The organism is Streptomyces abyssomicinicus, assembly GCF_008974245.1.
Lineage (GTDB): Bacteria > Actinomycetota > Actinomycetes > Streptomycetales > Streptomycetaceae > Streptomyces > Streptomyces abyssomicinicus.
Genome location: NZ_BBZI01000013.1, coordinates 171,315 through 195,570, shown reverse-complemented (window position 1 = coordinate 195,570; position 24,256 = coordinate 171,315). Strand labels below are relative to the sequence as shown.

General features: G+C 72.2%; 26 protein-coding genes. 11 read left to right on the top strand and 15 right to left on the bottom strand.

What is annotated here, in order from left to right; genetic code table 11:
- Positions 1 to 26: 26 nt before the first annotated feature.
- Complete coding sequence (locus GBN72_RS30140; protein ID WP_151775112.1) at positions 27 to 1,358, bottom strand: nicotinate phosphoribosyltransferase; 1,332 nt, start codon at positions 1,356 to 1,358, stop codon at positions 27 to 29.
- A 140-nt stretch (positions 1,359 to 1,498) separates the two neighbouring features.
- Between GBN72_RS30140 and clpS the strand changes: the two genes are divergently transcribed.
- From clpS to GBN72_RS30105, 8 genes are all read left to right on the top strand, one after another.
- Positions 1,499 to 1,822, top strand: coding sequence for an ATP-dependent Clp protease adapter ClpS (clpS, locus tag GBN72_RS30135; RefSeq protein WP_151775111.1), 324 nt, complete (start codon positions 1,499 to 1,501; stop codon positions 1,820 to 1,822).
- A gap of 73 nt (positions 1,823 to 1,895) precedes the next feature.
- Positions 1,896 to 2,513, top strand: coding sequence for a DUF2017 domain-containing protein (locus tag GBN72_RS30130; protein WP_151775110.1), 618 nt, complete (start codon positions 1,896 to 1,898; stop codon positions 2,511 to 2,513).
- Between the two features lie 334 nt (positions 2,514 to 2,847).
- A complete protein-coding gene (locus GBN72_RS30125) occupies positions 2,848 to 4,299 on the top strand; it encodes an amino acid permease (protein WP_151775109.1) in 1,452 nt (483 codons plus the stop codon).
- A 148-nt stretch (positions 4,300 to 4,447) separates the two neighbouring features.
- The gene (locus GBN72_RS30120) at positions 4,448 to 4,879 is read left to right on the top strand and encodes a M67 family metallopeptidase (protein ID WP_151775108.1); all 432 of its coding nucleotides are present in this window, start codon (positions 4,448 to 4,450) and stop codon (positions 4,877 to 4,879) included.
- A 107-nt stretch (positions 4,880 to 4,986) separates the two neighbouring features.
- The gene (locus GBN72_RS36125) at positions 4,987 to 5,091 is read left to right on the top strand and encodes a putative leader peptide (RefSeq protein WP_369695912.1); all 105 of its coding nucleotides are present in this window, start codon (positions 4,987 to 4,989) and stop codon (positions 5,089 to 5,091) included.
- A gap of 151 nt (positions 5,092 to 5,242) precedes the next feature.
- Positions 5,243 to 5,521, top strand: coding sequence for a MoaD/ThiS family protein (locus GBN72_RS30115; RefSeq protein WP_151775107.1), 279 nt, complete (start codon positions 5,243 to 5,245; stop codon positions 5,519 to 5,521).
- 21 nt (positions 5,522 to 5,542) lie between these two features.
- Positions 5,543 to 6,493, top strand: a complete 951-nt coding sequence (locus tag GBN72_RS30110; RefSeq protein ID WP_151775106.1) for a PLP-dependent cysteine synthase family protein — start codon at positions 5,543 to 5,545, stop codon at positions 6,491 to 6,493.
- Positions 6,494 to 6,786: 293 nt separating this feature from the next.
- A complete protein-coding gene (locus tag GBN72_RS30105; RefSeq protein ID WP_151775105.1) occupies positions 6,787 to 7,539 on the top strand; it encodes an MBL fold metallo-hydrolase in 753 nt (250 codons plus the stop codon).
- Positions 7,540 to 8,137: 598 nt separating this feature from the next.
- On the opposite strand, the gene GBN72_RS30100 is transcribed toward GBN72_RS30105, so the two are convergent.
- Entirely contained in the window at positions 8,138 to 8,536 is a 399-nt protein-coding gene (locus GBN72_RS30100; protein WP_151775104.1) for a hypothetical protein, read from the bottom strand.
- Positions 8,537 to 8,643: 107 nt separating this feature from the next.
- Positions 8,644 to 9,375, bottom strand: coding sequence for a ribonuclease PH (gene rph, locus GBN72_RS30095; protein WP_151775103.1), 732 nt, complete (start codon positions 9,373 to 9,375; stop codon positions 8,644 to 8,646).
- Between the two features lie 61 nt (positions 9,376 to 9,436).
- Here rph and rdgB point away from each other — a divergent pair, with 61 nt between their 5' ends.
- A complete protein-coding gene (rdgB, locus tag GBN72_RS30090; RefSeq protein ID WP_151775102.1) occupies positions 9,437 to 10,039 on the top strand; it encodes an RdgB/HAM1 family non-canonical purine NTP pyrophosphatase in 603 nt (200 codons plus the stop codon).
- Positions 10,040 to 10,124: 85 nt separating this feature from the next.
- Here the strand turns inward: rdgB and GBN72_RS35945 are convergent, their stop codons facing one another.
- Positions 10,125 to 10,247 (bottom strand): hypothetical protein, encoded by a 123-nt coding sequence (locus GBN72_RS35945; protein ID WP_281372022.1) that lies wholly within the window; start codon positions 10,245 to 10,247, stop codon positions 10,125 to 10,127.
- 280 nt (positions 10,248 to 10,527) lie between these two features.
- Here GBN72_RS35945 and GBN72_RS30085 point away from each other — a divergent pair, with 280 nt between their 5' ends.
- Positions 10,528 to 11,565: a helix-turn-helix transcriptional regulator gene (locus GBN72_RS30085; RefSeq protein WP_151775101.1), complete on the top strand. Its 1,038-nt coding sequence runs from the start codon at positions 10,528 to 10,530 to the stop codon at positions 11,563 to 11,565.
- On the opposite strand, the gene GBN72_RS30080 is transcribed toward GBN72_RS30085, so the two are convergent.
- The 11 genes from GBN72_RS30080 to GBN72_RS30030 form a co-directional block, all read right to left on the bottom strand.
- A complete protein-coding gene (locus GBN72_RS30080) occupies positions 11,552 to 12,079 on the bottom strand; it encodes a hypothetical protein (RefSeq protein WP_151775100.1) in 528 nt (175 codons plus the stop codon). The genes GBN72_RS30085 and GBN72_RS30080 overlap by 14 nt on opposite strands.
- On the bottom strand, positions 12,076 to 12,300 hold the full coding sequence (locus tag GBN72_RS30075) for a chorismate mutase family protein (protein ID WP_151775099.1): 225 nt from the start codon (positions 12,298 to 12,300) through the stop codon (positions 12,076 to 12,078). The genes GBN72_RS30080 and GBN72_RS30075 overlap by 4 nt, the downstream gene beginning before the upstream one ends.
- A 139-nt stretch (positions 12,301 to 12,439) precedes the next feature.
- Complete coding sequence (locus tag GBN72_RS30070) at positions 12,440 to 13,825, bottom strand: MFS transporter (RefSeq protein ID WP_151775098.1); 1,386 nt, start codon at positions 13,823 to 13,825, stop codon at positions 12,440 to 12,442.
- An 18-nt stretch (positions 13,826 to 13,843) separates the two neighbouring features.
- Positions 13,844 to 14,611 (bottom strand): cyclase family protein, encoded by a 768-nt coding sequence (locus GBN72_RS30065; RefSeq protein ID WP_151775097.1) that lies wholly within the window; start codon positions 14,609 to 14,611, stop codon positions 13,844 to 13,846.
- 1 nt (position 14,612) lies between these two features.
- Complete coding sequence (gene ilvE / locus GBN72_RS30060; protein WP_151775096.1) at positions 14,613 to 15,557, bottom strand: branched-chain-amino-acid transaminase; 945 nt, start codon at positions 15,555 to 15,557, stop codon at positions 14,613 to 14,615.
- A 68-nt stretch (positions 15,558 to 15,625) separates the two neighbouring features.
- The gene (locus GBN72_RS30055; RefSeq protein ID WP_151775095.1) at positions 15,626 to 17,275 is read right to left on the bottom strand and encodes an FAD-dependent monooxygenase; all 1,650 of its coding nucleotides are present in this window, start codon (positions 17,273 to 17,275) and stop codon (positions 15,626 to 15,628) included.
- Positions 17,272 to 18,573 (bottom strand): tryptophan 2,3-dioxygenase, encoded by a 1,302-nt coding sequence (locus GBN72_RS30050; RefSeq protein ID WP_164540959.1) that lies wholly within the window; start codon positions 18,571 to 18,573, stop codon positions 17,272 to 17,274. The genes GBN72_RS30055 and GBN72_RS30050 overlap by 4 nt, the downstream gene beginning before the upstream one ends.
- Positions 18,574 to 18,583: 10 nt before the next feature.
- Positions 18,584 to 19,804, bottom strand: coding sequence for an aminotransferase class V-fold PLP-dependent enzyme (locus GBN72_RS30045; protein ID WP_218042098.1), 1,221 nt, complete (start codon positions 19,802 to 19,804; stop codon positions 18,584 to 18,586).
- Positions 19,801 to 20,601: a tryptophan 2,3-dioxygenase family protein gene (locus GBN72_RS30040; protein WP_246212997.1), complete on the bottom strand. Its 801-nt coding sequence runs from the start codon at positions 20,599 to 20,601 to the stop codon at positions 19,801 to 19,803. The genes GBN72_RS30045 and GBN72_RS30040 overlap by 4 nt, the downstream gene beginning before the upstream one ends.
- A gap of 11 nt (positions 20,602 to 20,612) precedes the next feature.
- Positions 20,613 to 21,935, bottom strand: a complete 1,323-nt coding sequence (locus GBN72_RS30035; RefSeq protein WP_151775094.1) for an ATP-grasp domain-containing protein — start codon at positions 21,933 to 21,935, stop codon at positions 20,613 to 20,615.
- Positions 21,932 to 23,278, bottom strand: a complete 1,347-nt coding sequence (locus tag GBN72_RS30030) for a hypothetical protein (protein ID WP_151775093.1) — start codon at positions 23,276 to 23,278, stop codon at positions 21,932 to 21,934. The genes GBN72_RS30035 and GBN72_RS30030 overlap by 4 nt, the downstream gene beginning before the upstream one ends.
- A gap of 402 nt (positions 23,279 to 23,680) precedes the next feature.
- Here GBN72_RS30030 and GBN72_RS30025 point away from each other — a divergent pair, with 402 nt between their 5' ends.
- Entirely contained in the window at positions 23,681 to 24,256 is a 576-nt protein-coding gene (locus GBN72_RS30025; protein WP_151775092.1) for an NADPH-dependent FMN reductase, read from the top strand.

Below are 24,256 nucleotides of genomic sequence, written 5' to 3'. Positions count from 1 at the left end.
CCCGGCCCCGTGCCCGCCGCACGTCGTCAGAGGACGTACTCCGTGGCGAGGACCGGCTCGCCCCGCGACAACTGCGTCGCGGACATAGGCAGCGCGCCACGGGCCGCCGTGTGGCGGTCACGGGCGGCCTCCAGCGGCTCACGCCCCACGACCTCGCCCTTGCGTACCAGTTCCACCAGCAGTTGCCCGGCGGACAGCTCCTCGGGGACCTCGCCCGTACCGATCACCTCCGCCTCCGCCACGCCGTACGCGTCGAACCGGCGTGCGGCCCACTTGCGTCCGCCCAGGGTCTGCTTGCCGCCGCTCGACCTCTTGGCCACCGGCTCCAGCGGCGCGTCCGCGTCGTCCGAGGTGGCCCGGGCGACCAGCTTGTAGACCATCGAGGCGGTCGGGTGCCCGGAGCCGGTGACCAGCTGCGTGCCCACGCCGTAGGCGTCCACCGGGGCCGCGGCCAGCGAGGCGATGGCGTACTCGTCGAGGTCGGAGGTCACCACGATGCGGGTGCGGTCGGCGCCCAGCTCGTCGAGCTGCTGCCGCACCCGGTGGGCGACCAGCAGCAGGTCGCCGGAGTCGATCCGGACCGCGCCCAGCTCGGGGCCGGCGACCTCCACCGCCAGGGCGACCGCCTCGGCGACGTCGTAGGTGTCCACCAGCAGGGTGGTGCCGCGGCCCAGCGAGTCGACCTGGGCGGTGAAGGCCTCCCGCTCGGTGTCGTGGACCAGGGTGAAGGCGTGCGCGCTGGTGCCGATGGTGGGGATGCCGTAGCGGAACCCGGCGGCCAGGTCCGAGGTGGAGGAGAAGCCGCCGACGTAGGCGGCGCGCGAGGCGGCGACCGCGGCCAGCTCGTGGGTGCGGCGCGCGCCCATCTCCATCAGCGGCCGGCCGCCGGCCGCCGAGGCCATCCGGGAGGCCGCCGCGGCGATCGCGGAGTCGTGGTTGAGGATCGAGAGGATCACCGTCTCCAGCAGCACGCATTCGGCGAAGGTGCCCTCGACCCGCAGGATCGGCGAGCCGGGGAAGTAGACCTCGCCCTCCGGGTAGCCCCAGATGTCGCCCTCGAACCGGTACCGCGACAGCCACTCCAGGGTCGTCGCGTCGACGATGTCGCGCTCCCGGAGGAAGGCCAGCTGGTTCTCGTCGAACCGGAAGTTGCGCACGGCGTCCAGCAACCGGCCGGTGCCGCAGACCACGCCGTAGCGGCGGCCCGGGGGAAGGCGCCGGGTGAAGACCTCGAAGACCGAACGCCGCCCGGCCGTACCGCCCTTGAGGGCGGCCTGCAGCATGGTCAGTTCGTAGTGGTCGGTGAACAGCGCCGTGGACGGCACGTCCACCGGCAACCCAAGCTCCGCTGTGTTCATGGAACCGATGCTACCCCCATTTCGTCAATTTGACGATTAGTGTCCGGGGCCAGGTCCGCGGCGATCCCGCGGCGATCCCCCGGCGACCCGGCGGCGACCGCGGGACCCGGTCCGTGCGGGTACCCACCTGTGGTGGCAGCATGGTTGTTGTGACGTCACCCGCTCCCGCTCCCATGGAAACCGAACGCACCGAGTCGGCCGAGGACACCTACGCCGTGCCCGAGCCGGACGTCCCCTGGGTCACGATCGTCCACAACGACCCGGTCAACCTCATGAGCTACGTGACCTACGTCTTCCAGACGTACTTCGGTTACTCGAAGGACAAGGCCACCAAGCTGATGATGGACGTCCACCACAAGGGCCGGGCGGTGGTCTCCAGCGGCAGCCGCGAGGAGATGGAGCGCGACGTGCAGGCCATGCACGGCTACGGTCTGTGGGCCACCCTCCAGCAGGACCGCCGGTAAATCCCGTACGGCCCCCGACATCCCGCAGGGGCCCGGACCGACCGCCCGCCGAGCCGAAAAGATCTGCCATCCCATGCCCGGAACCTTCGAACCGCTCCCCGGCGGCGGCGCGTCCGTCGCGCTCGACGACGTCGAGATCTCGATCATCCGGTCGCTGGCCGCCCAGCTCCTGGAGCTGATCGGCCCCGGCCCCGCCGAGGACGCCTCCGCCGACCCGCTCGCCGAACTCTTCGCCGACGGCCCCAGCGAGCCGCCGTCCGACCCGGTCCTGCGCCGGCTCTTCCCGGACGCCTACACCGACCCGGCCAAGTTCCCGGACACCGCACAGCAGGCCGAGGAGGCCAAGGCGTCCTCCGCGGAGTTCCGCCGCTACACCGAGAACGATCTGCGGGCCGGCAAGCGGGAGGACGCGCTCGCGGTCGTCCGCGGCCTCGACGAGCTGACGCTGGAGTCCGGCGGCGCGGGGACGGGCGGGGGAGTCCTGAGGCTCACCCCCGAGCGGTCCCTGCGGTGGCTGAAAGCGCTCAACGACATCCGCCTCGCCATCGCCGCCCGCCTGGACATCACCGACGAGGAGGACAGCGAGATCCTCTACCGCCTCCCCGACACCGACGAGCGGAAGCCGCTGGTGATGGCCTACCTCTGGCTCGGAGGGCTCCAGGAGAGCCTCGTCGAGACACTGATGCCGTAGACGGGCGGGACGTCGAAAGGTTGCCCCGGCGTTCGGTAAACGGACGGCAAAATCCGATTTCCGGACGCCGTGAATCAGACATATAGGGAATAATCGGCCGCCGCGCTGTGGAATCCACCACAGCGCGGCGTCGTGCTTCTCCGTACCTTTGAGCCAACTTTCTCGCTCCGGCCGGATACCACCCCTGTCCGCCGGAGCGGCGCCAGCAGGCCCGACCGACCGTCGGCAGGCAGAGAACTCCCCTTGGCCCCACGCGGGGCATGCATCCCCCGGCCCGGGTCAACAGTCGAAGACGACGCGTGACGGGCCGGTCCCTGGAGAAAGGCGCACCACCATGACCTCATCGCAGGTCGCGAGCAACCACGACGGCAGTGAGGCCGTGCGCGGCGACGCCCCCGAGGAGGGGTACGAGCGAGGGCTCGGCAGCCGGCAGGTCCAGATGATCGCCATCGGCGGCGCCATCGGCGTCGGCCTCTTCCTGGGGGCCGGGGCGAACATCGCCAAGGCCGGTCCCTCCCTGATCCTGATGTACGCCCTCGCCGGCGTGATCATCTTCTTCATCATGCGGGCGCTCGGCGAGCTCCTGCTCTACCGCCCCGTCTCGGGTTCCTTCGCGGAGTACTCCCGGGAGTTCGTCGGCCCGTTCGCCGGGTACTTCACCGGCTGGACGTACTGGCTGATGTGGGTGGTCACCGGCATGGCCGAGCTCACGGCCGCCGCCATCTACATCCACTACTGGTTCCCGGAGATCCCGCAGTGGGTCTCGGCGCTGGTCTTCCTGGTCGTCCTCTTCGGCGCCAACCTGATCTCCGTCAAGCTCTTCGGCGAGATCGAGTTCTGGTTCTCGATGGTCAAGGTCACCGCCATCATCGGCATGATCGTGATCGGTCTCGGCGTGCTGACCTTCGGCTTCAGCGCGGCCGGCGACACCGCCCAGGTCTCCAACCTGTGGGCGTTCGACGGCTTCTTCCCGAACGGCATCGGCTCGTCCCTGATGACCCTGCAGGGCGTCATGTTCGCCTACCTGGCCGTCGAGCTGGTCGGCGTCACCGCCGGTGAGTCGGAGAACCCCGAGAAGACCCTGCCCAAGGCGATCAACACCCTGCCGTGGCGCATCGCCCTCTTCTACGTGGGCGCCCTGACCGTCATCCTGTGCGTGGTCAAGTGGACCGAGTTCGCGCCCGACGTGAGCCCGTTCGTCGCCGCCTTCGCCAAGATCGGCATCCCGGCCGGCGCGGCCATCGTGAACTTCGTGGTGCTGACCGCGGCCCTGTCCTCCTGCAACTCCGGCATGTACTCCACCGGCCGCATGCTGCGCACCCTGGCGGACAACGGCGAGGCCCCCAAGGTCTTCAACAAGCTCTCCTCCACCAAGACCCCGGCCGTCGGCATCGCCGTCTCGGTGCTGCTGATGGGCATCGGCGTGGTCCTGAACTACGTCGTCCCGGAGAAGGCCTTCGGCTACGTCACCTCCGTCGCCACCGCGGCCGGCATCTGGACCTGGCTGATGATCTGCGTCAGCCACGTGCTCTACCGCCGCGCGGTCGCCGCCGGCCGGGTGCGTGCCTCGTCCTTCCCGGCGCCGGGCGGCTCGGTCTGCAGCTGGATCGCCATCCTCTTCCTGCTGATGGTGACCGTGATGATCGCGCTGAACGCCGAGTCCCGGATCTGCCTCTACGTGATGGCCGGCTGGGCCGTCGCGCTGGGCATCGGCTGGCTGGTCCTCAAGGCCCGCTCGCCGGAGGTCACCGAGCGGCGCGAGGTCGCCCTGGACAAGGTCGGCTGACCCGACCGCCGCCCCGACCGCCGCCCCGGACGCCGGTCCGGTCGCGTCCCGGACCGGCACCCCCGTGCCGTCCCGCATTCCGGCCCCGCCGTCTCGCCACGCGAGAGGGCGGGGCCGGCCCGCGTTCGGCACCGCATATCCTGCCGCCATGCTGACCATCACCCAGGCCCTCGTGGACCAGATCGTCGAGCACGCCCGCCGGGACCACCCGGACGAGGCGTGCGGCGTCGTCGCCGGCCCGGTGGGCTCCGGCCGGCCGGAGCGTTTCATCCCCATGCTGAACGCGGCCCGGTCGCCGACCTTCTACGAGTTCGACAGCCAGGACCTGCTGAAGCTCTACCGGGACATGGACGACCGCGACGAGGAGCCGGTCGTCATCTACCACTCCCACACCGCCACCGAGGCCTACCCCTCGCGCACCGACATCTCCTACGCCAACGAGCCCGGCGCCCACTACGTGCTGGTCTCCACGGCCGACGCCGACGGTCTGGGCGAGTTCCAGTTCCGGTCCTACCGGATCGTCGAGGGCGAGGTCACCGAGGAGCCGGTCCGGATCGTGGACGCCCACCCGGCCGCCTGACCTGCGGATCCGCTCCGCGTCCGGTCCGTGTCCGCATCGTGGCCCGAGCCGACCGCAGGGTGAGACGTCCTGTCGGTCAGGCCGTCGGGAATCGATACGATGACCGCATGGTTCTCCACGACGTGAGCGAAATGACGCCGGGCACCCAGCTGCTCGTCGCGCGGCTGCACGTCGACCTGTGCCGCCTGAACAGCGCCCTCTGTCCGCGCTGACCGCGCGTGGCCGCCCTCCGGCGGTCCCCAGGCGCCCGGCCGGGCCCGCGTCCCGGCCGAGCCACGGGCCGCCGCCCCGGCAGCGGACCGCGGCAGCGAAACCGCCGCACAGCCCCAGCCCGCCGCACCACCATCCGACAGGAGCCCTGACATGGCCATCGAGGTCCGCATCCCCACCATCCTCCGCCAGTACACCGACGGGCAGAAGGCCGTCGAGGGCTCCGGTGAGACCCTCGGCGCCCTCATCACGGACCTCGAGTCCCGCCACCCCGGCATCCAGGCGCGCATCGTGGACGGCGAGCAGCTCCGCCGCTTCGTGAACGTGTACCTCAACGACGAGGACGTCCGTTTCCTCGAGGGCATCGACACCAAGCTCTCCGACGGCGACAGCGTCACCATCCTCCCGGCCGTGGCCGGCGGAATGGTCTGAGCGGGCCGGGTCAGCGGCGACATGCGTTACGACTCCCCGATCGCGGCGGTGGGCGACACCCCCCTGGTGCGCCTGCCGCGGCTCTCCCCGTCCGAGAACGTCCGCATCTGGGCGAAGCTGGAGGACCGCAACCCGACCGGCTCGATCAAGGACCGCCCCGCGCTCCACATGATCGAGCAGGCCGAGAAGGACGGCCGCCTCACGCCCGGCTGCACCATCCTGGAGCCGACCTCCGGGAACACCGGCATCTCGCTCGCCATGGCGGCCAAGCTCAAGGGCTACCGCATCGTCTGCGTGATGCCGGAGAACACCTCCCAGGAGCGGCGCGACCTGCTGTCCATGTGGGGCGCGGAGATCATCCCCAGCCCGGCCGCGGGCGGCTCCAACACCGCCGTGCGGATGGCCAAGGAACTCTCCGAGCAGCACCCCGACTGGGTGATGCTGTACCAGTACGGCAACCCGGACAACGCGGGCGCCCACTACGCCACCACCGGTCCGGAGATCCTCGCCGACCTCCCCTCGGTCACCCACTTCGTCGCGGGCCTCGGCACCACCGGCACCCTGATGGGCGTCGGCCGCTACCTGCGCGAGCACAAGCCGGACGTGAAGATCGTCGCCGCCGAGCCGCGCTACGACGACCTGGTCTACGGCCTGCGCAACCTCGACGAGGGCTTCGTCCCCGAGCTGTACGACGCCTCGGTGCTGACCACCCGCTACTCGGTGGGCTCCGCCGACGCGGTCGTGCGCACCCGGGAGCTGCTCCAGTTCGAGGGCATCTTCGCCGGCATCTCCACCGGCGCCTCCCTGCACGCCGCCATCGGCGTCGGGAAGAAGGCGCTCAAGGCCGGCGAGGAGGCCGACATCGTCTTCGTGGTCGCCGACGGCGGCTGGAAGTACCTGTCCACCGGCGTCTACACGGCTGCCACCACCGACGAGGCGGTCGAGACGCTGCAGGGCCAGCTCTGGGCCTGACGAGGCGCACCCCCGCGCGGGCGGGTACGGCGCCGGACCCGTGGCCGGGTCCGGTCGCGGACCCGCGCGGCACGCACGACACGGCGGCCGGCGCCCCTTGCGGGGGGTGCCGGCCGTCGTCGTGCGCGCCCCGTGCGCCCCTTGTGCCCCACGACCAGCCGAACCGGTGACAAGGCAGGTGAGTTCCCCCACAACGGAGCCTCGGCGAGGAGCCACGGGCGTTCCGGCGGCTTAGTCTCGACGGACCGCACGAGCCCCGTCGTCCCACCCCTGCCTACGGAGGTTCCCGCTCCATGAAGCTCACCGTCGTCGGCTGCTCGGGGTCGTTCCCCTCCACGGAATCGGCCTGCTCGAGCTACCTCGTCGAGGCCGACGGCTTCCGGCTGCTCCTCGACATGGGCAACGGCGCCCTCGGCGAGCTGCAGCGTCACATCGGCCTGTACGACCTGGACGCGATCTTCCTCAGCCATCTGCACGCCGACCACTGCATCGACATGTGCGCCTACTTCGTGGTCCGGTACTACCGGCCGGACGGCGGCCGCTGCGAGCCGATCCCGGTCTTCGGACCCGAGGGCACCGAGCACCACCTCACCACCGCGCACGCGGACACGCCCTCGGCCAGCTCGATGAGCGAGGTCTTCGACTTCCACACGGTCAAGCCCGGCACCTTCGAGATCGGCCCGTTCACCGTGCACACCGAGCTGATGGCGCACCCCGTCGAGGCGTACGGCATCCGCCTCGAGCACAACGGCAGCTCGCTGACCTACTCCGGCGACACCGGGCCCTTCCCGGCGCTGGAGGACCTCGCCCGCGACACCGACCTGTTCCTCTGCGAGGCCGCGTTCGCCGACGGCCGGGAGGAGATCCCCGACCTGCACCTCAACGGCCGCCAGGCCGGCGAGGTCGCGACGCGCGCCGGGGCGCGCAGGCTGGTCCTCACCCACATCGCGCCCTGGACCGACCCCCAGGCCAACCTGGCCGCCGCCGCGGGGGCCTACCGGGGGCCGGTCGAGCTGGCGAAGGCCGGCGCCGTCTACGACATCTGACGCCCCCGCCCACCGGCATGCCGCCGGCCGCCCGACCCTCTACCAGCCGCCCGACTGCCGGCGACCGGCCCACCGACCGACCCACGGACCGCCTGTCGGCGACCGACCGCCTATCGGTAACTGACCGTGCACCGGTCGGCCGATTGCCTACCGGCGGCCGGTTCACCGACCGGCCGACGGACCGCCTGTCGGCGACCGACCGCCTATCGGTAACTGACCGTGCACCGGTCGGCCGATTGCCTACCGGCGGCCGGTTCACCGACCGGCCGACGGACCGCCTGTCGGCGACCGACCGCCTGCCGGCCGACGGACTGTCTGTCGGCTGTCCGACCGTGCACCGGCCGGCCGATTACCTACCACCGACCGGCCGACGGACTGCTTGTCGGCGACCGAGCGCCTTTCGGCAACTGACCGTGCACCGGCCCACCGACCGTCTACCGGCCACCGGCCCACGGACTGCCTGTCGGCGACCGACCGCCTGTCGGCTGACCGACCCGCTGACGGGGCCGACCCGCTGACGGGGCCGAGCCGCTGACGGGGCAGTCGCTGATGGGACGGGCCTGCGGACGGGGCCGGGCCGCCGCCCCGGCGGCCCCGGTCAGGGTGTGCAGACCTTGGCCAGCTCCCCGGAGGCGTCGGTGATCGGCGTGATGTCCGGAGTGACGTCACCGCCCTCGACGGCCTTGCGGACCTCCTCGACGCCGCTGCGGAGGTCGTCGACCGCCTTGCCGACGTCGGCGTCACCCGTGGAGTCGTCGAGCTCGGCCAGGTTCTGGTCGATCGAGGCCAGCGACTCCTCGAGCTGCGTCGGGTCGTTGCTCGCGGCGTCCACGGCCTGCTGCAGTTCGGCGACGCTGTCGGATATGGCGGCGGCCGTCCGCGCGCAGTCCACAGCTGTGGACAGGGCGTCGCAGCCGGTGGTCAGCAGGGCGGCCACCGCCACCGCGGCGATCGCCGCCGGAACCCTCTTCGCGGTACGCGCCGCGGGAGCAGACATGGAAACCGGTCCTCCTTCTTGGGGGGCCGGAACGCACGACGGCCGCCGCACGTCCCCACACATCAGGACGCGCGGCGGCCAGGTGAAGTTCCCCGCCTGCCGTCCCCCTAGAGGGTGAGTTCCAGCGCGGCGCGCTGGGCCGCGGCCAGGTCGCCGCAGCCGGCCACCGCCAGGTCCAGCAGCGCGTTCAGCTCCTCACGGGCGAACGGCTCGGCCTCCGCGGTGCCCTGCACCTCGACGAAGCGGCCGTCGCCGGTGCACACCACGTTCATGTCCGTCTCGGCGCGCACGTCCTCCTCGTAGCAGAGGTCCAGCAGCGGCACCCCGGCCACGATGCCCACCGACACCGCCGACACCGTGCCGGTCAGCGGCTGCCGGCCGGCCTTCACCAGCTTCCTCCCCTGCGCCCACGCCACCGCGTCCGCCAGCGCGACGTACGCGCCGGTGATCGCCGCGGTGCGGGTGCCGCCGTCGGCCTGCAGGACGTCGCAGTCCAGCACGATCGTGTTCTCGCCCAGTGCCTTGTAGTCGATCACCGCGCGCAGAGAACGGCCGATCAGCCGGCTGATCTCGTGGGTCCGGCCGCCGATGCGGCCCTTGACGGCCTCGCGGTCCCCGCGGGTGTTGGTGGCGCGCGGCAGCATCGAGTACTCGGCGGTGACCCAGCCCTCGCCGCTGCCCTTGCGCCAGCGCGGCACGCCCTCGGTGACCGAGGCGGTGCAGAACACCCTGGTGTCGCCGAAGGAGACGAGGACGGAGCCCTCCGCGTGCTTGCTCCACCCCCGCTCGATGGTCACCGGGCGGAGCTGGTCGGGGGTACGGCCGTCGATACGAGACATGCGCCCGAGCCTATCCGCCCCGCACCCCTCGCCCGGACGGGCGGCGACGATACTGATGCCCATGACCCGCATCGTCCTCGCCACCCGCAACGCCGGGAAGATCACCGAACTCCGCGCCATCCTCGCCGAGGCGGGCCTCGCCCACGGACTCGTCGGCGCCGAGGAGTTCCCCGAGGTTCCCGACGTGAAGGAGACCGGCGTCACCTTCGCCGAGAACGCGCTGCTCAAGGCGCACGCGCTGGCCCGGGCCACCGGTCTGCCCGCGGTCGCCGACGACTCCGGTCTCTGCGTCGACGTCCTGAACGGCGCGCCCGGCATCTTCTCCGCCCGCTGGGCCGGCCGTCACGGCGACGACCGTGCCAACCTCGACCTGCTCCTCGCCCAGCTCTCCGACATCGCCGAGGAGCACCGGGGCGCCCACTTCGCCTGTGCGGCGGCGCTGGCGCTGCCGGACGGGACCGAGCGCGTCGTCGAGGGCCGTCTGGAGGGCACCCTCCGTGTGGCCCCGGCCGGCTCCGGCGGCTTCGGCTACGACCCGATCCTCCAGCCGCTGGGCGAGACCCGCACCTGCGCGGAACTGACCGCCGACGAGAAGAACGCCATCAGCCACCGCGGCAAGGCCTTCCGGGCGCTGGCCCCGGTCGTCCGCGACCTGCTGGGCTGACCGGCGGGCGCGACGTCAGGAGGGGCCCCGCCGTGTCGCGTGTGCGACAGGGCGGGGCCCCTCCCGGTCGCGGGTGCCCGGCCGGTCAGGACCAGCCGTTGTCGTCCTGGAGCGTGTACGTCCCCGGGGTCTCGGCGAGCGTCACGGCGCTGCTCGCGAGGACGGCTCCAGACGTGCTGGAGACCGGACCGGAAGCGCTGGACGCCATGGCGGGGGCGGCAATAATCGAACCGAGAGCGGCGGCGGAACCGGCGACGACCAGGGCGACACGGGAAGAGATGGACCGCATTGTCAATCCTTTTCTCGGAGGACCTGACGTCTTCACGCAGGCCGACTTCGCTGAGTGTTCTTGACCGACCGGGGTCGGGCCTCGCGTCGACTGTTCGGCGCGGCGCCTGAATTCAGACTGCCCTGCTCGAGGAACGCTGGGGAGACCACTCCGCCTGCGGTGTTCACGCCTGTCGCAAACACGAAGGGGGGACTACGCGGTGGAGGAGCACGAGGAACACGGTCCCGCGGCCGCGCTGACAGCGGCCGGCATGCGGCTCTACCGGTTCGCGGCGGCGGTGCCGTCGTTCACGCCGGAGGAGGCGGCGGCCGGGGCCGGGCTGGCGGACGAGGAGCTGGCGGTCGCCGTCCTGCGGCTGGAGGAACTCCGGCTGCTGCGCCGGGACGCGGACAACCCGGGACGGCTCGTCGCCGTGTCGCCGCAGTTCGCGGCGGGTCAGGCGCTGGGGCCGATGGAGCGGCGCATCCGGGAGCAGACCGAGGCCGTGGAGCGCGTGCGCGCCGCCTTCGTCGGCCTCACCCCGTACTACGAGGCGGGTCAGGAGCGCCAGCAGAGCAAGGCGGTGGAGCTGCTGACCGACCTGGGTGACGTGCGCCGGCTGATCGACGGGCTCGCCGACGGCTGCCGCACCGAGGCGCTGCACGTGCAGCCGGGCGGTGCGCGCGATCCCGAGGCGCTGGAGAAGGCGCGCGGCAGCATGGGACGGATGCTGGCCCGCGGCGTCAGCAGCCGCACCATCTACCAGCATCCGGCGCGCTACAGCCCGCACACGGTGGAGTTCGTGGAGTGGATGATGGAGCGCGGCGCGGAGGTCCGCACCCTCGCCGACGGCCCGGACCGGATGCTCATCTACGACCGCAAGACGGCCGTGGTCAGTGTCCAGGGCAACTCCGCCCACGCTCTCGTCGTGTACGAGTCCAACCTGGTGGCGTTCATGGTGGACTCGTTCGAGACGGCGTGGCGCGCGGCGGACCCCTTCCCGGTCGGCTTCGACCGCGAGTGGGCCAAGCAGGTCTCCGACGATCTGCGGCACTCCATCGTGCGGCTGTTGACGGAGGGTCTGGACGACAAGGCCATCTCGCGCCGGCTGGGCATGTCGGTGCGCACCGTGCAGCGGCACGTGTCCGAGATCATGCGCACCCTCGACGCCAGGAGCCGATTCCAGTCCGGTTACCTGGTGGGCCTCGAGGAGGCCGGCGCGTCCGCCCGGGCGGCCGGGGCCGTCACCACTGGGTGAGCACCCTGGCGGGACGCAGCGAGGACCGGCCGTGGCCCACGGTCAGGGCGCGCACCACCTCGGCGGTGATCCGCCCCTCGAGCAGGGCGTCCAGCACCGAGCCGAGGGCCGCCGCCAGCTCGAGGGTCTCGTCCTCGGGCTGCGTCCACCCGAGGGCGGACTCCGGCTCCACCCAGGTGAGGCCTCCGGAGGCCGGTTCGGGGAGCGTCATGACGAACTCGTGCTCGGCCGACCAGGGGCCGCCGGCCGGGGCCGTCGCCCACCAGCGCGCGGAGTGCGGCCCCGGGTCGTCGAAGAGGGGGACCGGCGGGGGGACCAGCCGCGGGTCGCGGCCGGTCAGCCCGCGCACGGTGCGCCGGGCCTGCTCGCCCGGTTCCCCCGTCCCCTCCAGCGGGCCGCCGGGCAGGCGGGGCGGCACGTCGGGGATCAGGCCGAGCAGCCACGGCCCGGGCCGGCCGGAACGGGTCGGACGGCGGGCGTACACGTAGTCGCGGTGGCCCCTGTCATGGCTCACGCCTGCCGCCTTGAGGACAGCGAGAGCAGCACCAGGGCGAGGTTCACGCCCGGGCGTCCGAGTTCGTGGCGGTAGTGGTCGATCATGCGGTTCTCCTCGGCCAGTGAGGTGCGGGACCCGCCCGCGGACGCCCTGGCCCCGGCGAGTTCTCCGGCGATGGCGGCGCGACGGCCGACGAGGGTGATGATCTCCCGGTCGAGGGCGGCGATGTCTTCGGACACAGGATGCTCCAATCGGTGCGTGTGTGGGTGGGTGGGGTGCGGATGTGCCAGGTGTGCAAATCCGGGTGTGGGAAGCCGGGTGTGGGAAGCCGGGTACGGCGTGTCAGGTGCGGGGCGAGGCAGTTCTTACGGGGGCCGGTCAGGCCGTGGGGGCGACGCCGGCCGGTGTGGGAGCCGCGTCCTGGGCCACGTCCCGGGTCACGGCCCGGGCCCCGCGGCGCAGGGTGGTGAGGGCGACCAGGGCGCACAGCGCGGCGAGCGGGAGCCAGACCAGGGCGGGTTCGCCGAGGCCGATGAGTCCGACGCCGATGGACGGGCCGAGGAACATGCCGACCCCCATCATCGAGTTGCACAGGGCGCTGGCCCGGGTCAGTTCCCGTTCGGGGACCTTGGAGATCAGCCAGGGGTGGAAGGAGCAGGAGTAGGCGCACTCGCCCAGGGCGAAGAAGACGGCGTACGCCAGCAGGCCGCCGAGCTGCACGGGGGTGGGGCCGAGGCCGGCCAGGCCGGCCAGGACGAAGCCGGCGACCCACAGGCCGACGGCGATGCGCAGGCCGAGCTCCTCGGGGCGGTTCTCCAGCCAGCGGGTGACGTGGCGCTGGGCGAGCACGATGACGGCGACGTTGAGGGTGAGCATCAGGGAGATCCAGCCGATGCCGGTGTCCATGAGCTGGTCGGCGACGAGCGGCGCGGTGGCCTCGAACTGGCTGTAGCCGATCAGGTAGGCGCCGAACTGGAAGAGGGCGACGCCCATCGAGGCGCGGATCAGCATGCCGGCGCCGAAGGCCGCGGCGGGCTTGCCCGGCGCCGCCGCGCCCGCCGCGTCTCCCGGCTTCTCCGCGTCGGCCGCGTCGGCCGCGGACTCGGCGGACTGCGCGGACTGCGCGGACTCGGCGTCCTCCTCGGGGACCGACGGCACCCCGCGGGCCAGCCAGAGGGCCACCGCGACGGGCAGGTACCCGGCGGCGTTGGCGACCAGCAGCCAGACGATGGCGTCGCGGGAGAAGACGGTGAGGAGGAGGCCGGCCAGCAGCGAGCCGGCCGCGAGGGTGGCGTTGAGGATCTGGTACCGCCGGGCGAAGACCGCGCGGCGTTCCTCCGGCGGTACCAGGGAGTTGACGATCGGGATGATGGCGGCCATGAAGCAGCCCTGGCCGGCGCCGCCGAGGACGGCCGCGGTCGCGGTGGCGGGCACGGCCGAGGCGTCGGTGAGCACCAGGAAGCAGCCCAGCCACAGCACCAGGCCCCCGATGCCCAGGGCGTGCCGGGGAATCCGTGCGGACGTCGCCGTGAGCAGCAGCGAGACGGCGAGGTTGGCCACCCCGGAGACGCCGTAGTAGACGGCGACTCCGGCGGTGCCGATGTCCGGCTGCCCGGCCAGGTGGATCCCGATGAACGGGAAGACCATGCCGTAGCAGAACGACGAGAGGCCGTGCAGGAACAGGATGCGGTTGACCGACCGGCGGCGCAGCGCGGCCAGGGCGTCGCCCGCCGGTGCCGCCGGTACGGATTCCGTGGGGGTCATGAGGGTGCTCGCTTTCCGTCAGTCGCCGGCCACGAGGGCGAGGACGCGTGCCGGGCTGCCGGAGCCGCCGACGATGGGCAGGGGCGCGGCGATCAGCAGGGCGCCCTGCGGGGGCAGCCGGTGCAGGTTGCGCAGCTGGGTGAGGCCGTACTTGTCGGCGCCGTGGAAGTACCAGTGGCAGGGGTAGGGCTGGTCGTCGAACTCCCCGGCCAGGCCGGCGTCGGTGCCGACGGTCTCGACCCCGATACCGACCAGCGGCGTCTCCTGGGCCAGCCATTTGGCGCACTCGGGGGCGATGCCGGGCGTGTGCCGGTCGTTGAGGAACTTCCCGGGGTCGTCCTGGCGGTCCGCCCATCCGGTGCGGTAGAGCAGCCAGCCCTGCTCGGGGAGCGGGCCGTGCTCCTTCTGCCACGCCTCGACGTGGTGGCGCTGCAGCAGGAAGTCGGGGTCCTCGGCGGCCTCCGCGGAGAAGTCCAGGACCGCGGCCGGCCCGAACAGGCGCCGCGGCGGGACCTTGGACACGTCGTCGTGGTCCTTGCCGGGGAGCCAGTGCACGGGGGCGTCGAAGTGGGTGCCGGTGTGCTCGGACAGGCGGATGTTGTTCCAGTAGACGGTGGGTCCCGCCTCGTCGTAGTGGCTGATGACCTCGCGCTGGAACGGCCAGGGCTGGCCGCGGTCCGGCGGGAGCTGGATGAGCGGGGTCTCCTCGGAGAGGGGCGAGGTGAGGTCGACGACCTCGACGGAGCCGTCGGCGAGGGCGCCCAGCAGCGGGCCGAGAGCGGTCATGTCACTTCTCCGTGGGGTGCACGATGGTGGTCCAGTGGCTGTAGTCGGGGTGCTGTCCGCGCACCACCGCGTCGTACAGCTCCTGGAGCTTGCGGGTGGTCACGCCGGGCGCGCCGTCACCGACGGGGATGCGGTCGACACTGGTGACGGGGGCGAGCTCGGCGAGGGTGCCCGCGACGAAGACCTCGTCGGCGGTGTAGAGCTCGGTGCGGTCGATCTCGCGGCGCTCCATCGGGATGCCGAGCTCCTTGGCGGCGAGCTCGCCGACGGTGGCGACGGTGATGCCCTCGAGGACGCCGCTGGTGCCGGGCGGGGTGATGAGCTTGCCGTCGCGGAGCATCACCACGCAGGAGCCGGGGGCCTCCGAGACGCTGCCGCGCTGGTTGAGCAGCAGCGTGGTGTCGTAGCCGTTGCGGATGGCCTCGTGGTGGGCGAGGCGGCTGTTGTGGTAGTTGGCGCCGGCCTTGATGCGGGGCGGCATGCTGTCGTCGCTGATGCGGCGCCAGGAGGCGATGGTGGCGGCGAGCCCGCCCTCGAAGCCGCGTCCGCGGGGGGCGCGGGTGGAGGTGATGTGGACGCCGGCGTCGTCGGTGTGGCTGAGCGGGTCGAAGTTGGGGCCCATGTTGAAGTACGAGACGACGCAGATGTGTACGTCCTCGTCGAAGGCGTTGGCCCGCAGGACGTCGGTGACGCCCTGCTTGAGCTCGGCCTCGGTGAAGGGCACCTTCATGTGCAGGCTCTTCATGGAGCGCCCCAGGCGGGCCAGGTGCTCGTCGACGCGGAAGACGGCCAGGCCGTCCTGGCCGGGGCGGCGGTAGGCGCGCAGCCCCTCGAAGACGTTGGCGCCCCAGAAGGCGCCCTGGGAGCGGGCGTGGACGGTGCAGTCCTCCCAGGCGACGATCTCGCCGTCGAGCCAGGCGTGGGTGGGTGGCAGCGGTGTGCTCATGTGCGGACTCCTGTGGTTCCGGTGCGGAAGAGGGCGGGAGAGGGCGGGAGAGGGGGGTCGGGCGGCGGTCAGGCGGCGGCGGCGACGCGGGCGGCGACGGGCGGGGTCACGGCCTGCGCGCAGCGGGCCAGGGTCGCGCCGAACCGCTCGGGACGCGAGGTGTCGGACAGGGCGGCGATGTGGCCGTCGGGGCGGACGATCAGGCAGGTCCCCTCGGATGCCTGGTACGCGTGGACGATCACGCTGTCGCGGTCGCGCAGCACGGTGACGCCGGCGGGCATGTCGGACGCGTCGCCGGCCGTGGGCACGGCGCGCTCGCCCTCGCGCAGGACGACGACCAGGCGCGCGTCCAGGCCGCGGGTGTCGGCGAGGGCGCGCTCGGCGAACTCGCGGGCGGCCGCCCGGTCGGGGGCGAAGTACAGGCCGGTGAAGCCCTGTCCGTACAGCTCGCGGACGCGGCGGGCGCCGGGGGCGGTGATGCGGGCGTCGGGGGCGAAGGAACCGAGCAGCGGGTGGCGGTCGGTGGACTCGACGACGGGGGAGGCGGTGTAGGAGTGCGGCTCGGCCATCTTGCCGCTGTTGACGTGGTCGCGGACGCGCTGGAAGGGGTGCGAGAGGGTGAGCAGCACCTTGCGGGCCACCCGGCGCGCCAGGGTGGGCGGCACCATGAACTTGATGGTGGCCTCGGTGACGGCCAGGTTCTCCTTGGCGGCGGCGTAGCGCTCGTCGTGGTAGGTGTCGAGGAGGCTGTCCTCGGCCTTGCCGTCCATGACCAGGGCCAGCTTCCAGGCGAGGTTGTCGGCGTCCTGGATGCCGCTGTTCATGCCGCGGGAGCCGTAGGGCGGCAGGGAGTGGGCGGAGTCGCCGGCGAAGAAGATCCGGCCGAGGCGGAACTTCTCGACCACGCGCTGGTGGAAGCGGTAGGTGGACACCCAGTCGATCTCGTAGTCGACGTCGCCGATGACGGCGCGGACCCGCCGGTCGAAGCGGCCGTCGGCCCGCTCGGCCTCGATGTCGGTCTCGGGGGCGAGCTGCCAGTCGATGCGCCAGATGTCGTTCGGCTGCGGGTGCATGACGAGCTGGCGGCCCGGGTTGAACGGCGGGTCGTAGTGGAAGTGGCGCTCCTTGGGCAGCGGGAGCTTCACCTTGAGGTCGGTGATGAGGAAGCGGTCCTTGTGGCTGTAGCCGGTCCAGGCGACGCCGGTCATCTTGCGCATCGGGCTGCGGACGCCGTCGCAGGCGACGACGTACTGGCAGGTGTAGCTGCGGGGTCCGTCGGGGGTGTCGGCGGTGATGGTGACGGTGTCGTCGTCCTGGGACACCGCGGTGATCTCGTGGGCCCAGTGGACCTCGGCGAGCGGGCTCTCCTGGATCTTCTCGAGCAGCAGCTGCTCGATGCGGAACTGCGAGATGTTGACGAAGGGCCCGTAGCCGATGCGGCGCGGGTACTCGGCGGCGCGTATCTCACGGCCCTGGACGTAGGTGCGGGCGGTGGTCCAGGTGACGCCCTCGGCGCCGATGGTCTCGGCGGCACCGAACTTGTCGAGCACCTCCAGGACGTCGCCCTGGATGAGGCAGGCCTTGGAGCCCTGCTTGCGCAGCTCGGGGTCGCGCTCGAAGAGGACGGACGGGATGCCGAAGGAGGCGAGGCGGGCTGCGAGGGCCATGCCGACCGGGCCGGCTCCGACGATGCCCACGGGGATGAGGTTGGTGGTCATGCGGCTTCGTTCTCCGTCTTCGTGTGGTCGGTGGTGGTCTGCGCTTCGGTGTCCCCGGCCTGGGCGGTGTCCTTGACGGACCGGAAGACGGGGATGGTGCGGACGTGGCTCAGGTAGGGCGTGCCCTCCGTGTAGCCGGTGCCGGAGCGGGTGCCAAGCATCCGCACGGCGATCCGGTAGTGCGTCTGGCGCCAGCGGCGCAGCGCCGACGCGAAGGTGAGCATCGCGGCGGTGAGACGCTCGCGGTCGGCCGCGTCGAAGCGGCCGTCGGCGAGGGCGGTGGCGCAGGCGTCGTCGAGGGTGGGCTGGCCGGCCAGGATCCGCTCGCGCACCTCGGGGGTCGAGCGGTAGGCGGCGGAGTCCAGCCGGTCCGGGTCGGGGGTGCGGCACAGCGACTCGACCAGCTTGTAGTTGCGGGACTGGATGGCGCTGGCGCCCTCGGTGTACTCGCGGAAGGTGCGGAAGGACTCGATCTGCATCGTGGCGAGCAGCGAGAACAGCGGGGCCGACTCGGCGAGCGCGGTCTCCGCGACGGCCAGGTGGCCGACGGCCGGCCCGGTGCGGGCCGAGCCGAGGTCGGTGATCGCGGTCCGCAGGCTGAGGGCGAGCAGCGCGAAGGTCGTCTCGAAGGTCTGGAGCACTCGGATGAACATGTGCTCGTCGTGGGAGACGTAGACCGGCAGCATGCTCAGGCGCAGCACCCGGCGCTCGTGGTCGTCGAGCAGCCCGCCGTCGACGAACTCCCAGAGCTGGGCGGCCTGGGCGACCGGGTCGGTGGCGGTCAGCGCGTCGCCGTGGCCCAGCCGGTCCAGTGCCGGGCGGGCGACCCGCAGGGCCAGGCGGCACCGCTTCTCCACCAGGCGGGCCTCGGGCCGGGCCTCCGGGAGGAGGTCGGTGCGGCCCTCGACCGCCGCCAGCTCGAAGCGGAGCAGGTCGGCGAGGAGCTGGACGACGAGCCGGTCGCGGCGGGCCCGCGCCGCGGCGGCGGCCTCCGGGCCGTCGTCGGCGGTGGGCAGCCCGAGGACCGACAGCGAGGTGTAGGTGGGGTAGTCGTAGCGGCCGTCCCACTTGTCGAGCGCGGTGTCGAGGAACCGGGCGAGCAGCCCTTCCTCCTCGACGGCGGTGCCGGCGCCGCCCGCGGTGATCGCCTCGGCGAGCCGTTCGCGCGCCACCGCGAGGTCCTTGAGGAGCTGTTCGGAGACGAAGTGCTTGCCCACGCGGTGGTACTGGTCGACCACCGCGTCGTAGGGGAACCGGCTCGGCACGGGGTCGGCCAGCCAGTCGGTCAGTTCGTTCACGATGCGGGTCTCACCTTCGGGAACGGGACGGGGTAGCGGGGCCTGCCAGTGCCCGGAACTCGCGCATGGCCTGGCAGAGGGCCTCCACGTCGTCGGTGGAGTTGTAGTAGTGGAAGGAGAGGCGGACGACGGGTCCGCGGGGACTGACCGCGATGCCCTGGCCGGCCAGCCAGCCGGCGAGCGCGGGCGGATCGTTGTCGTAGAGGCCGAGGTGGGCGCCCTGCCGTTCGGGGCTCTCGGCGCGGCGGACCCGTTCGCCCTGGGAGGTGAGGGTCCGGGCGGTGCGTTCGATGAGCGCCTCGATGTGGCGCCGCACGTCCGCCAGGTCGACGTCGGTGAAGAGCGCCAGGGCGGCGTTGGCGGCGTAGAGCGCCGGTACGGCCGGGGTGCCGGTCTCGAAACGGCGGGCGATGGCGGGGAAGTCGAGCCGCAGCGGGTCGAACGCCATCGGTTCCACACGGCCGAACCAGCCGGTGAGCTGCGGGTCCTGGTCGGGCTCCACGCCTTCGCGGGCGTAGAGGAAGGCCACGCCGGGGAGACCGGCGAGGTACTTCATGGTCCCGGCGACCAGGTAGTCGCAGCCGAGTTCGGTGACGTCCACCGGCATGACGCCGACGGCCTGGTAGGCGTCGACGAAGGTGAGCGCCCCGGCCTCGCGGCCGGCCGCGACCACCTCGGCGACCGGCGGCCGTTCGGCGAACTTGTACGTCGACAGCGGGACGGACACCAGCGCGGTGCGGGCGCCCACGACCGCCGTGTAGTCGGCGAGCCGCACCCGGCCGGAGTCGTCACCGGTGAAGAGCACCCTGGCGCCGCGCGGTTGCTGGGCCAGCCAGACGTGCGCGACGGACGGGAACTCCTCGACCGTGGTGACGATCTCGTCGCGGGTCTTCAGCGAGAGCGTCGAGACGACCTGGTAGGCGCCGACGGAGGCGTTCGGCAGGACGGCGATCTGGTCCGCGCCCGCCCCGATCAGGGAGGCGAAGCGCTGCCGGGCGTCGTCCACCTCCTGCTCGAACCGGTGCCAGGGGGCGCCGTGACGGGCTATCGCCTCCTGCATCCGCTCCAGCGCCTCGTCGACGGCGTCGGACCGGGCGCCCAGGCTGCAGCTCGCCAGGTGGACGGTGCGTTCCAGCATCGGGAAGCCGCGGCGGAAGGCGGCGGGCGTGACGAGGACGGGCCGTGTCCGCTCCGCCTCGCCCAGCCGGGGCGACGCGGTGGTCACGGTCATGACGCACTCGCCCCGGCAGTGGGCGTGCCTTGGGCCCCGGACATCGGGCAGACCGGCGCGGCGGCCTGCTCGGCGTACTCGGGAGCGGGCTCGGCATCGCCGAGGGGGCCGCTCAGCGTCAGCTCGGTGCGCAGCTCCCACAGTTGCGGGAAGAACTTGTGGCTGATCAGCTTGGCCAGGAAGTCCACGGGGGCGCCCTTGGTGCCGACCGCGGAGTCGCCGAGGATGCGGCAGGTCATCTTGTAGTGCTGGACCCGCCACAGCGAGATGCGTTCGTCCCAGTCGATCAGTGCCTCGGCCAGGCGGTACTCGGCGGTGTCCTGGCCGTTGCGGTACACCTTGGCGAGGTCGGTGCCGCGGGCCTCGACCAGCCGGCGGAAGGCCTTCTCGAGGTCCTGGCCGGCCTGGCGGGCGGCCTTCCAGCCCGGCGACTCGAAGCCCGAGCCGTGCCCGAGGACGGTGCGGATGATCTGGAAGTCCCAGGGCGCCAGGTGGCGCATCATCTCCAGGCCCTCGGTGCACATCAGCACGCCCAGCGAGGCGCGGCCGAGCAGCCGGGTGGCCGCGTCGAGACTGCCCGCGTCGATGAGGCGGCGGGCCTCCTCCGCCTCGTAGCAGGAGTGCTTGAGCCAGAGCTCGGTGGTCTGGTGGACGATCTGGAACAGCATCTCGTCCCGGTGGATCATGTCCTCGGGACGGCGCTGGAGTGACAGCAGTGTGTCGGTGCGCATGTAGCGCGCGTAGTCGTTGGTCCCTTCGCCGTCGAGTACGGCGACCGAATAGTCCTTGGCAGCCACGATGCTCCTGCTCAGGCGGTGGTGGTGGAAAACGTCAGGGGTTCGGCGTGGACCCGGAAGTCGCGTGCCGTGGTCGTGACGGAGGCCTCGACGTCCGCGGCGGCGGCGCCGCGGAACCGGAAGCGGCCGCCGACGTGCTCGTAGTAGGCATCGGCGTCGGGCAGGACCTCGCCGGGCCGCAGCACGACCTCGGCGTAGGGGCCCTGGTGACGGCCGGTCATCGACGTCGACTCGGTGATGCGGCACGGCCGCTCGGCGGGGGCCGGGACGAGCATCCAGCCGGCCACCTCCTCGGTGGCCGAGGGCGCGGCGGCGGAGGCCGGCACGGGCGGCAGCGGCCCGTCGACCTGGAGCTGCCAGGCGGCGTGCATCAGGTCGTAGCCGTGGACCTCGCGCCACAGGAACGGGATCTCGGCGCCGCCGACGCGCGCGCCGCACTCGAGGAAGCGGGCGCGGGGCAGGCCGTCGGCGTCGCGGTCGTCGTCGTCGAGGAAGACCTCGAGGTGGAAGACGGTGGCCCGGCCGGGGGAGAGGGCGCCGAGGAAGCCGGTGGCGGCCTTCTCGATCGCGGCGTTGACCCGGGGGTCGTCGATCTCCACGGAGCCGAGGAAGCTGCCGACGCGGAAGCCGAGGCAGGTGTTCAGGTAGCGGGAGGCCCGCCAGGTCAGCAGCCTCTCGCCGTCGAAGACGCCGTCGACGTGGCAGATGGCCGCGTCGACGAAGGCCTGGACGAGCATCGGGTCGGCGTCGAGGGCGAGCGCGGCGACCTGCTCGGGTCCGTCGACGCGGACCACGCCGGCGCTGGAGCTGCCGGTGCGCGGCTTGACGATGACGGGCCAGCCGTGCGCCTCGCCGAACTCCAGCACGGCGTCGGCGTCGGTGGCGGCGGCGAAGTCGGGGACGTCGAGGCCGGCGTCGTGGACGGCCCGGCACATCACGTACTTGTCGCGGAAGACGATCTGCTCCGGCTGGCGCGGCCCGGGGACGTTCCACTCCTCCCGGAGGGCGGCGCCGACCAGCAGGTCGTCCTCCTTGAGGGCGACGATCCGGTCGGGGGCGCCGTGCCGGGCGGCGAGGGCGCGCACCTCGGCGCGGACCCGCTCCAGGTCGTCGGTGGCGGGGACCAGGACCACGTCGTGGGCCTCGTCGGGGACGGAGCCGGTGCCGACCTCGGTCGTCACGTAGCTGACCCGGTTCGCCGCGTGGTCGATGTAGCGGGTGAATTCCGCGTACCGCTCACGCCAGCGGTTGACGACGACGACGTGCGGGCGGGAACCGGAGGCCGCGAATTCCTCTGGCGACGGTTCCGGATGGGATTGTTCCGTGGCGCTCATATTCCGTTCTCCTCTTCCGGGAAGGTGAATACGCACGTGCCCCGGGTGCCGGGATTCGCGTAGGTGATGACGGATCCGTCCTCCGGCTTCAGGGCGCGGCAGAATGCGCCGCCGAATCCCTGACCGGTGACGAAGATCCCCCAGTTGGCGACCCATTCCTCCGTGCGTCCGGTGTGCGGATCGACGACCTTTTCCAGGGCGGGCACGACGAGTTCCTGGGCGACGTAGTCGCGGTGTTCGGTGGCGGCCAGGGCGGCCTCCCACTCCTCGTCGGTGACGTCCCGGCCGATCACCACGCCGTCGGCGCTGTAGCCCATGCCGGGCTTGAGCACGAGGGCGGCGCGGTGCGCGCGGGCGTACTCCAGGGCGTCCTCGGTGCCGTCCGCGCCGAGGACCCAGGTGCGGGGCAGCACCCGGTCGACGAGGGCGCGCTCGTCGTCGGTCAGGGCGGCCCGCACGGCGGGCCGGTGCAGCAGGCCGAGGGCGGCCTTGCTGGTGAACAGCGCCCCCTCCAGCGGGGTGAAGAGCGCGGTGCGTCCCGCGGCGTGGGCCCGGTTGACCCGGGTCAGCGCCGCGCGGGCGACGGGGTCGCCGGCGATCTGGTAGGTGGCGAAGTAGCGCAGCACGACGTCGAGCGGGCGGCCGCGCAGGCTCAGCTTGCCGTCGGCCTCCTCGGTGACCTCCTGGATCTCGCCCAGCAGCAGGTCGACGCCGTGGCCGCGCAGGTCCTCCTGGATGGAGGTGAAGACGCCGCTGTGGTCGTCGAGCGCGCCGGGGCCCTCCAGCAGCGCCACCACGGGTGCGCCGTCGGTGATGCCGGCGGCGGCCCGGCGCAGCTCGCCGGCGAGCAGCTCCATGGTGTCGACGTGGCCGAGCCGGTTGCGGCCGGCGAACTCCCCGAAGGCGGGGTCCGCGAGGAAGGCGCGGTTGAGCTGGGCGGTGTCGACGCCGCCGAGCTCGCTGCCGACGTTGAGTTCCAGCAGCCGGAAGCCGGTGCCGTCGTGGAAGGCGTCGGCGCGGGCGTACAGCAGCGGGTCGCCGGTCGCGCCCTCCCGCATCACCTCGGTGAACTCGGCCGGCAGGCCGATCGCGCCGGCGTAGCGGTCCAGGTCTCCGCCGAAGCAGCGCTCCGGGAGCCCCGTCAGGAGGCGGAACACCGCGGCCAGGTCGTCGGCGAAGGCGTGGATCGCGTTCTCCGGGACGAATATCGGGCGGGCCAGCAGGACGTTTCCGTATGCCTTTGCGTATTCCTGCGGAATGTCGGCACGTTCGGCCAGGCCGGGAAGTTCGCTGTCGGGCCGCGCGGATTCCTCCACGTAGCGTTCGGTGGCGGTGTTCGCCATGGGCGGATCTCCATTTCTGCCGGCTCACGGCATGCCGGACCGGGGCGCGAAGGGAAAGCCGCCGGAAACGGGTGGCGGCGCCGGAAAGTGCGGGAGGTGCGGATTTCCTGCGGCGGGCAGCCGGGCTGAGGAGCGGTCCGCGGTGACGTGAATTCACTGTGGCACCGGACGGGCCGCACCGGCGCGGTCCCGAGGAGTGCGCGTTTACGACTGTCGTGAATGCGCCAGGGCGTTGCCGGGCGACAGAAGCCCGCAAAGGGGACGTAATGCCCGACGGGTGGGCTGCGGCTGTTGCGTTCCCCCGCCAGGCGCTGCTTACCTACTCATCACTGCCGGGCAGCAGCAGTGCCCCTGGACGATCCGCGGTGACGCACCGGAACCGTCCGAACAGGGAGAACCCCCATGCCCCGCCTGCAGTTCATCGTCGCCAGCACCCGCCCCGGCCGCGTCGGTCCCGCCGTCGCCGCCTGGGCCGCCGAGGAGGCCCGCCGCCACGGCGGCTTCGAGGTCGAGGTCGTCGACCTCGCGGAGATCAACCTGCCGTTCTTCGACGAGCCGGAGCACCCCTCCAGCGGTGCCTACGTGCACCAGCACACCAAGGACTGGAGCGCCACCGTCTCCCGCGCGGACGCCTTCGTCTTCGTGATGCCGGAGTACAACTTCTCCTTCACCGCGCCCCTGAAGAACGCCATCGACTTCCTCTACGAGGAGTGGCAGTACAAGCCCGTCGGCTTCGTCAGCTACGCCAACGGCTCCGCCGGCCTGCGCGCCGTCCAGGGCATCAAGCAGGTCGTCACGACCCTCAAGATGACGCCGGTCACCGAGGCCGTGCCGATCCACTGGATCGGGCAGCGCATCGACGCCGAGGGCGTCTTCCAGCCCGCCGACGGCATGGACGAGGCCGCCAAGTCCATGTTCGACGAGCTGCTCCGCGTGTCGAACGCCCTCGCCCCGCTGCGCGCGACGGCGCAGGACTGA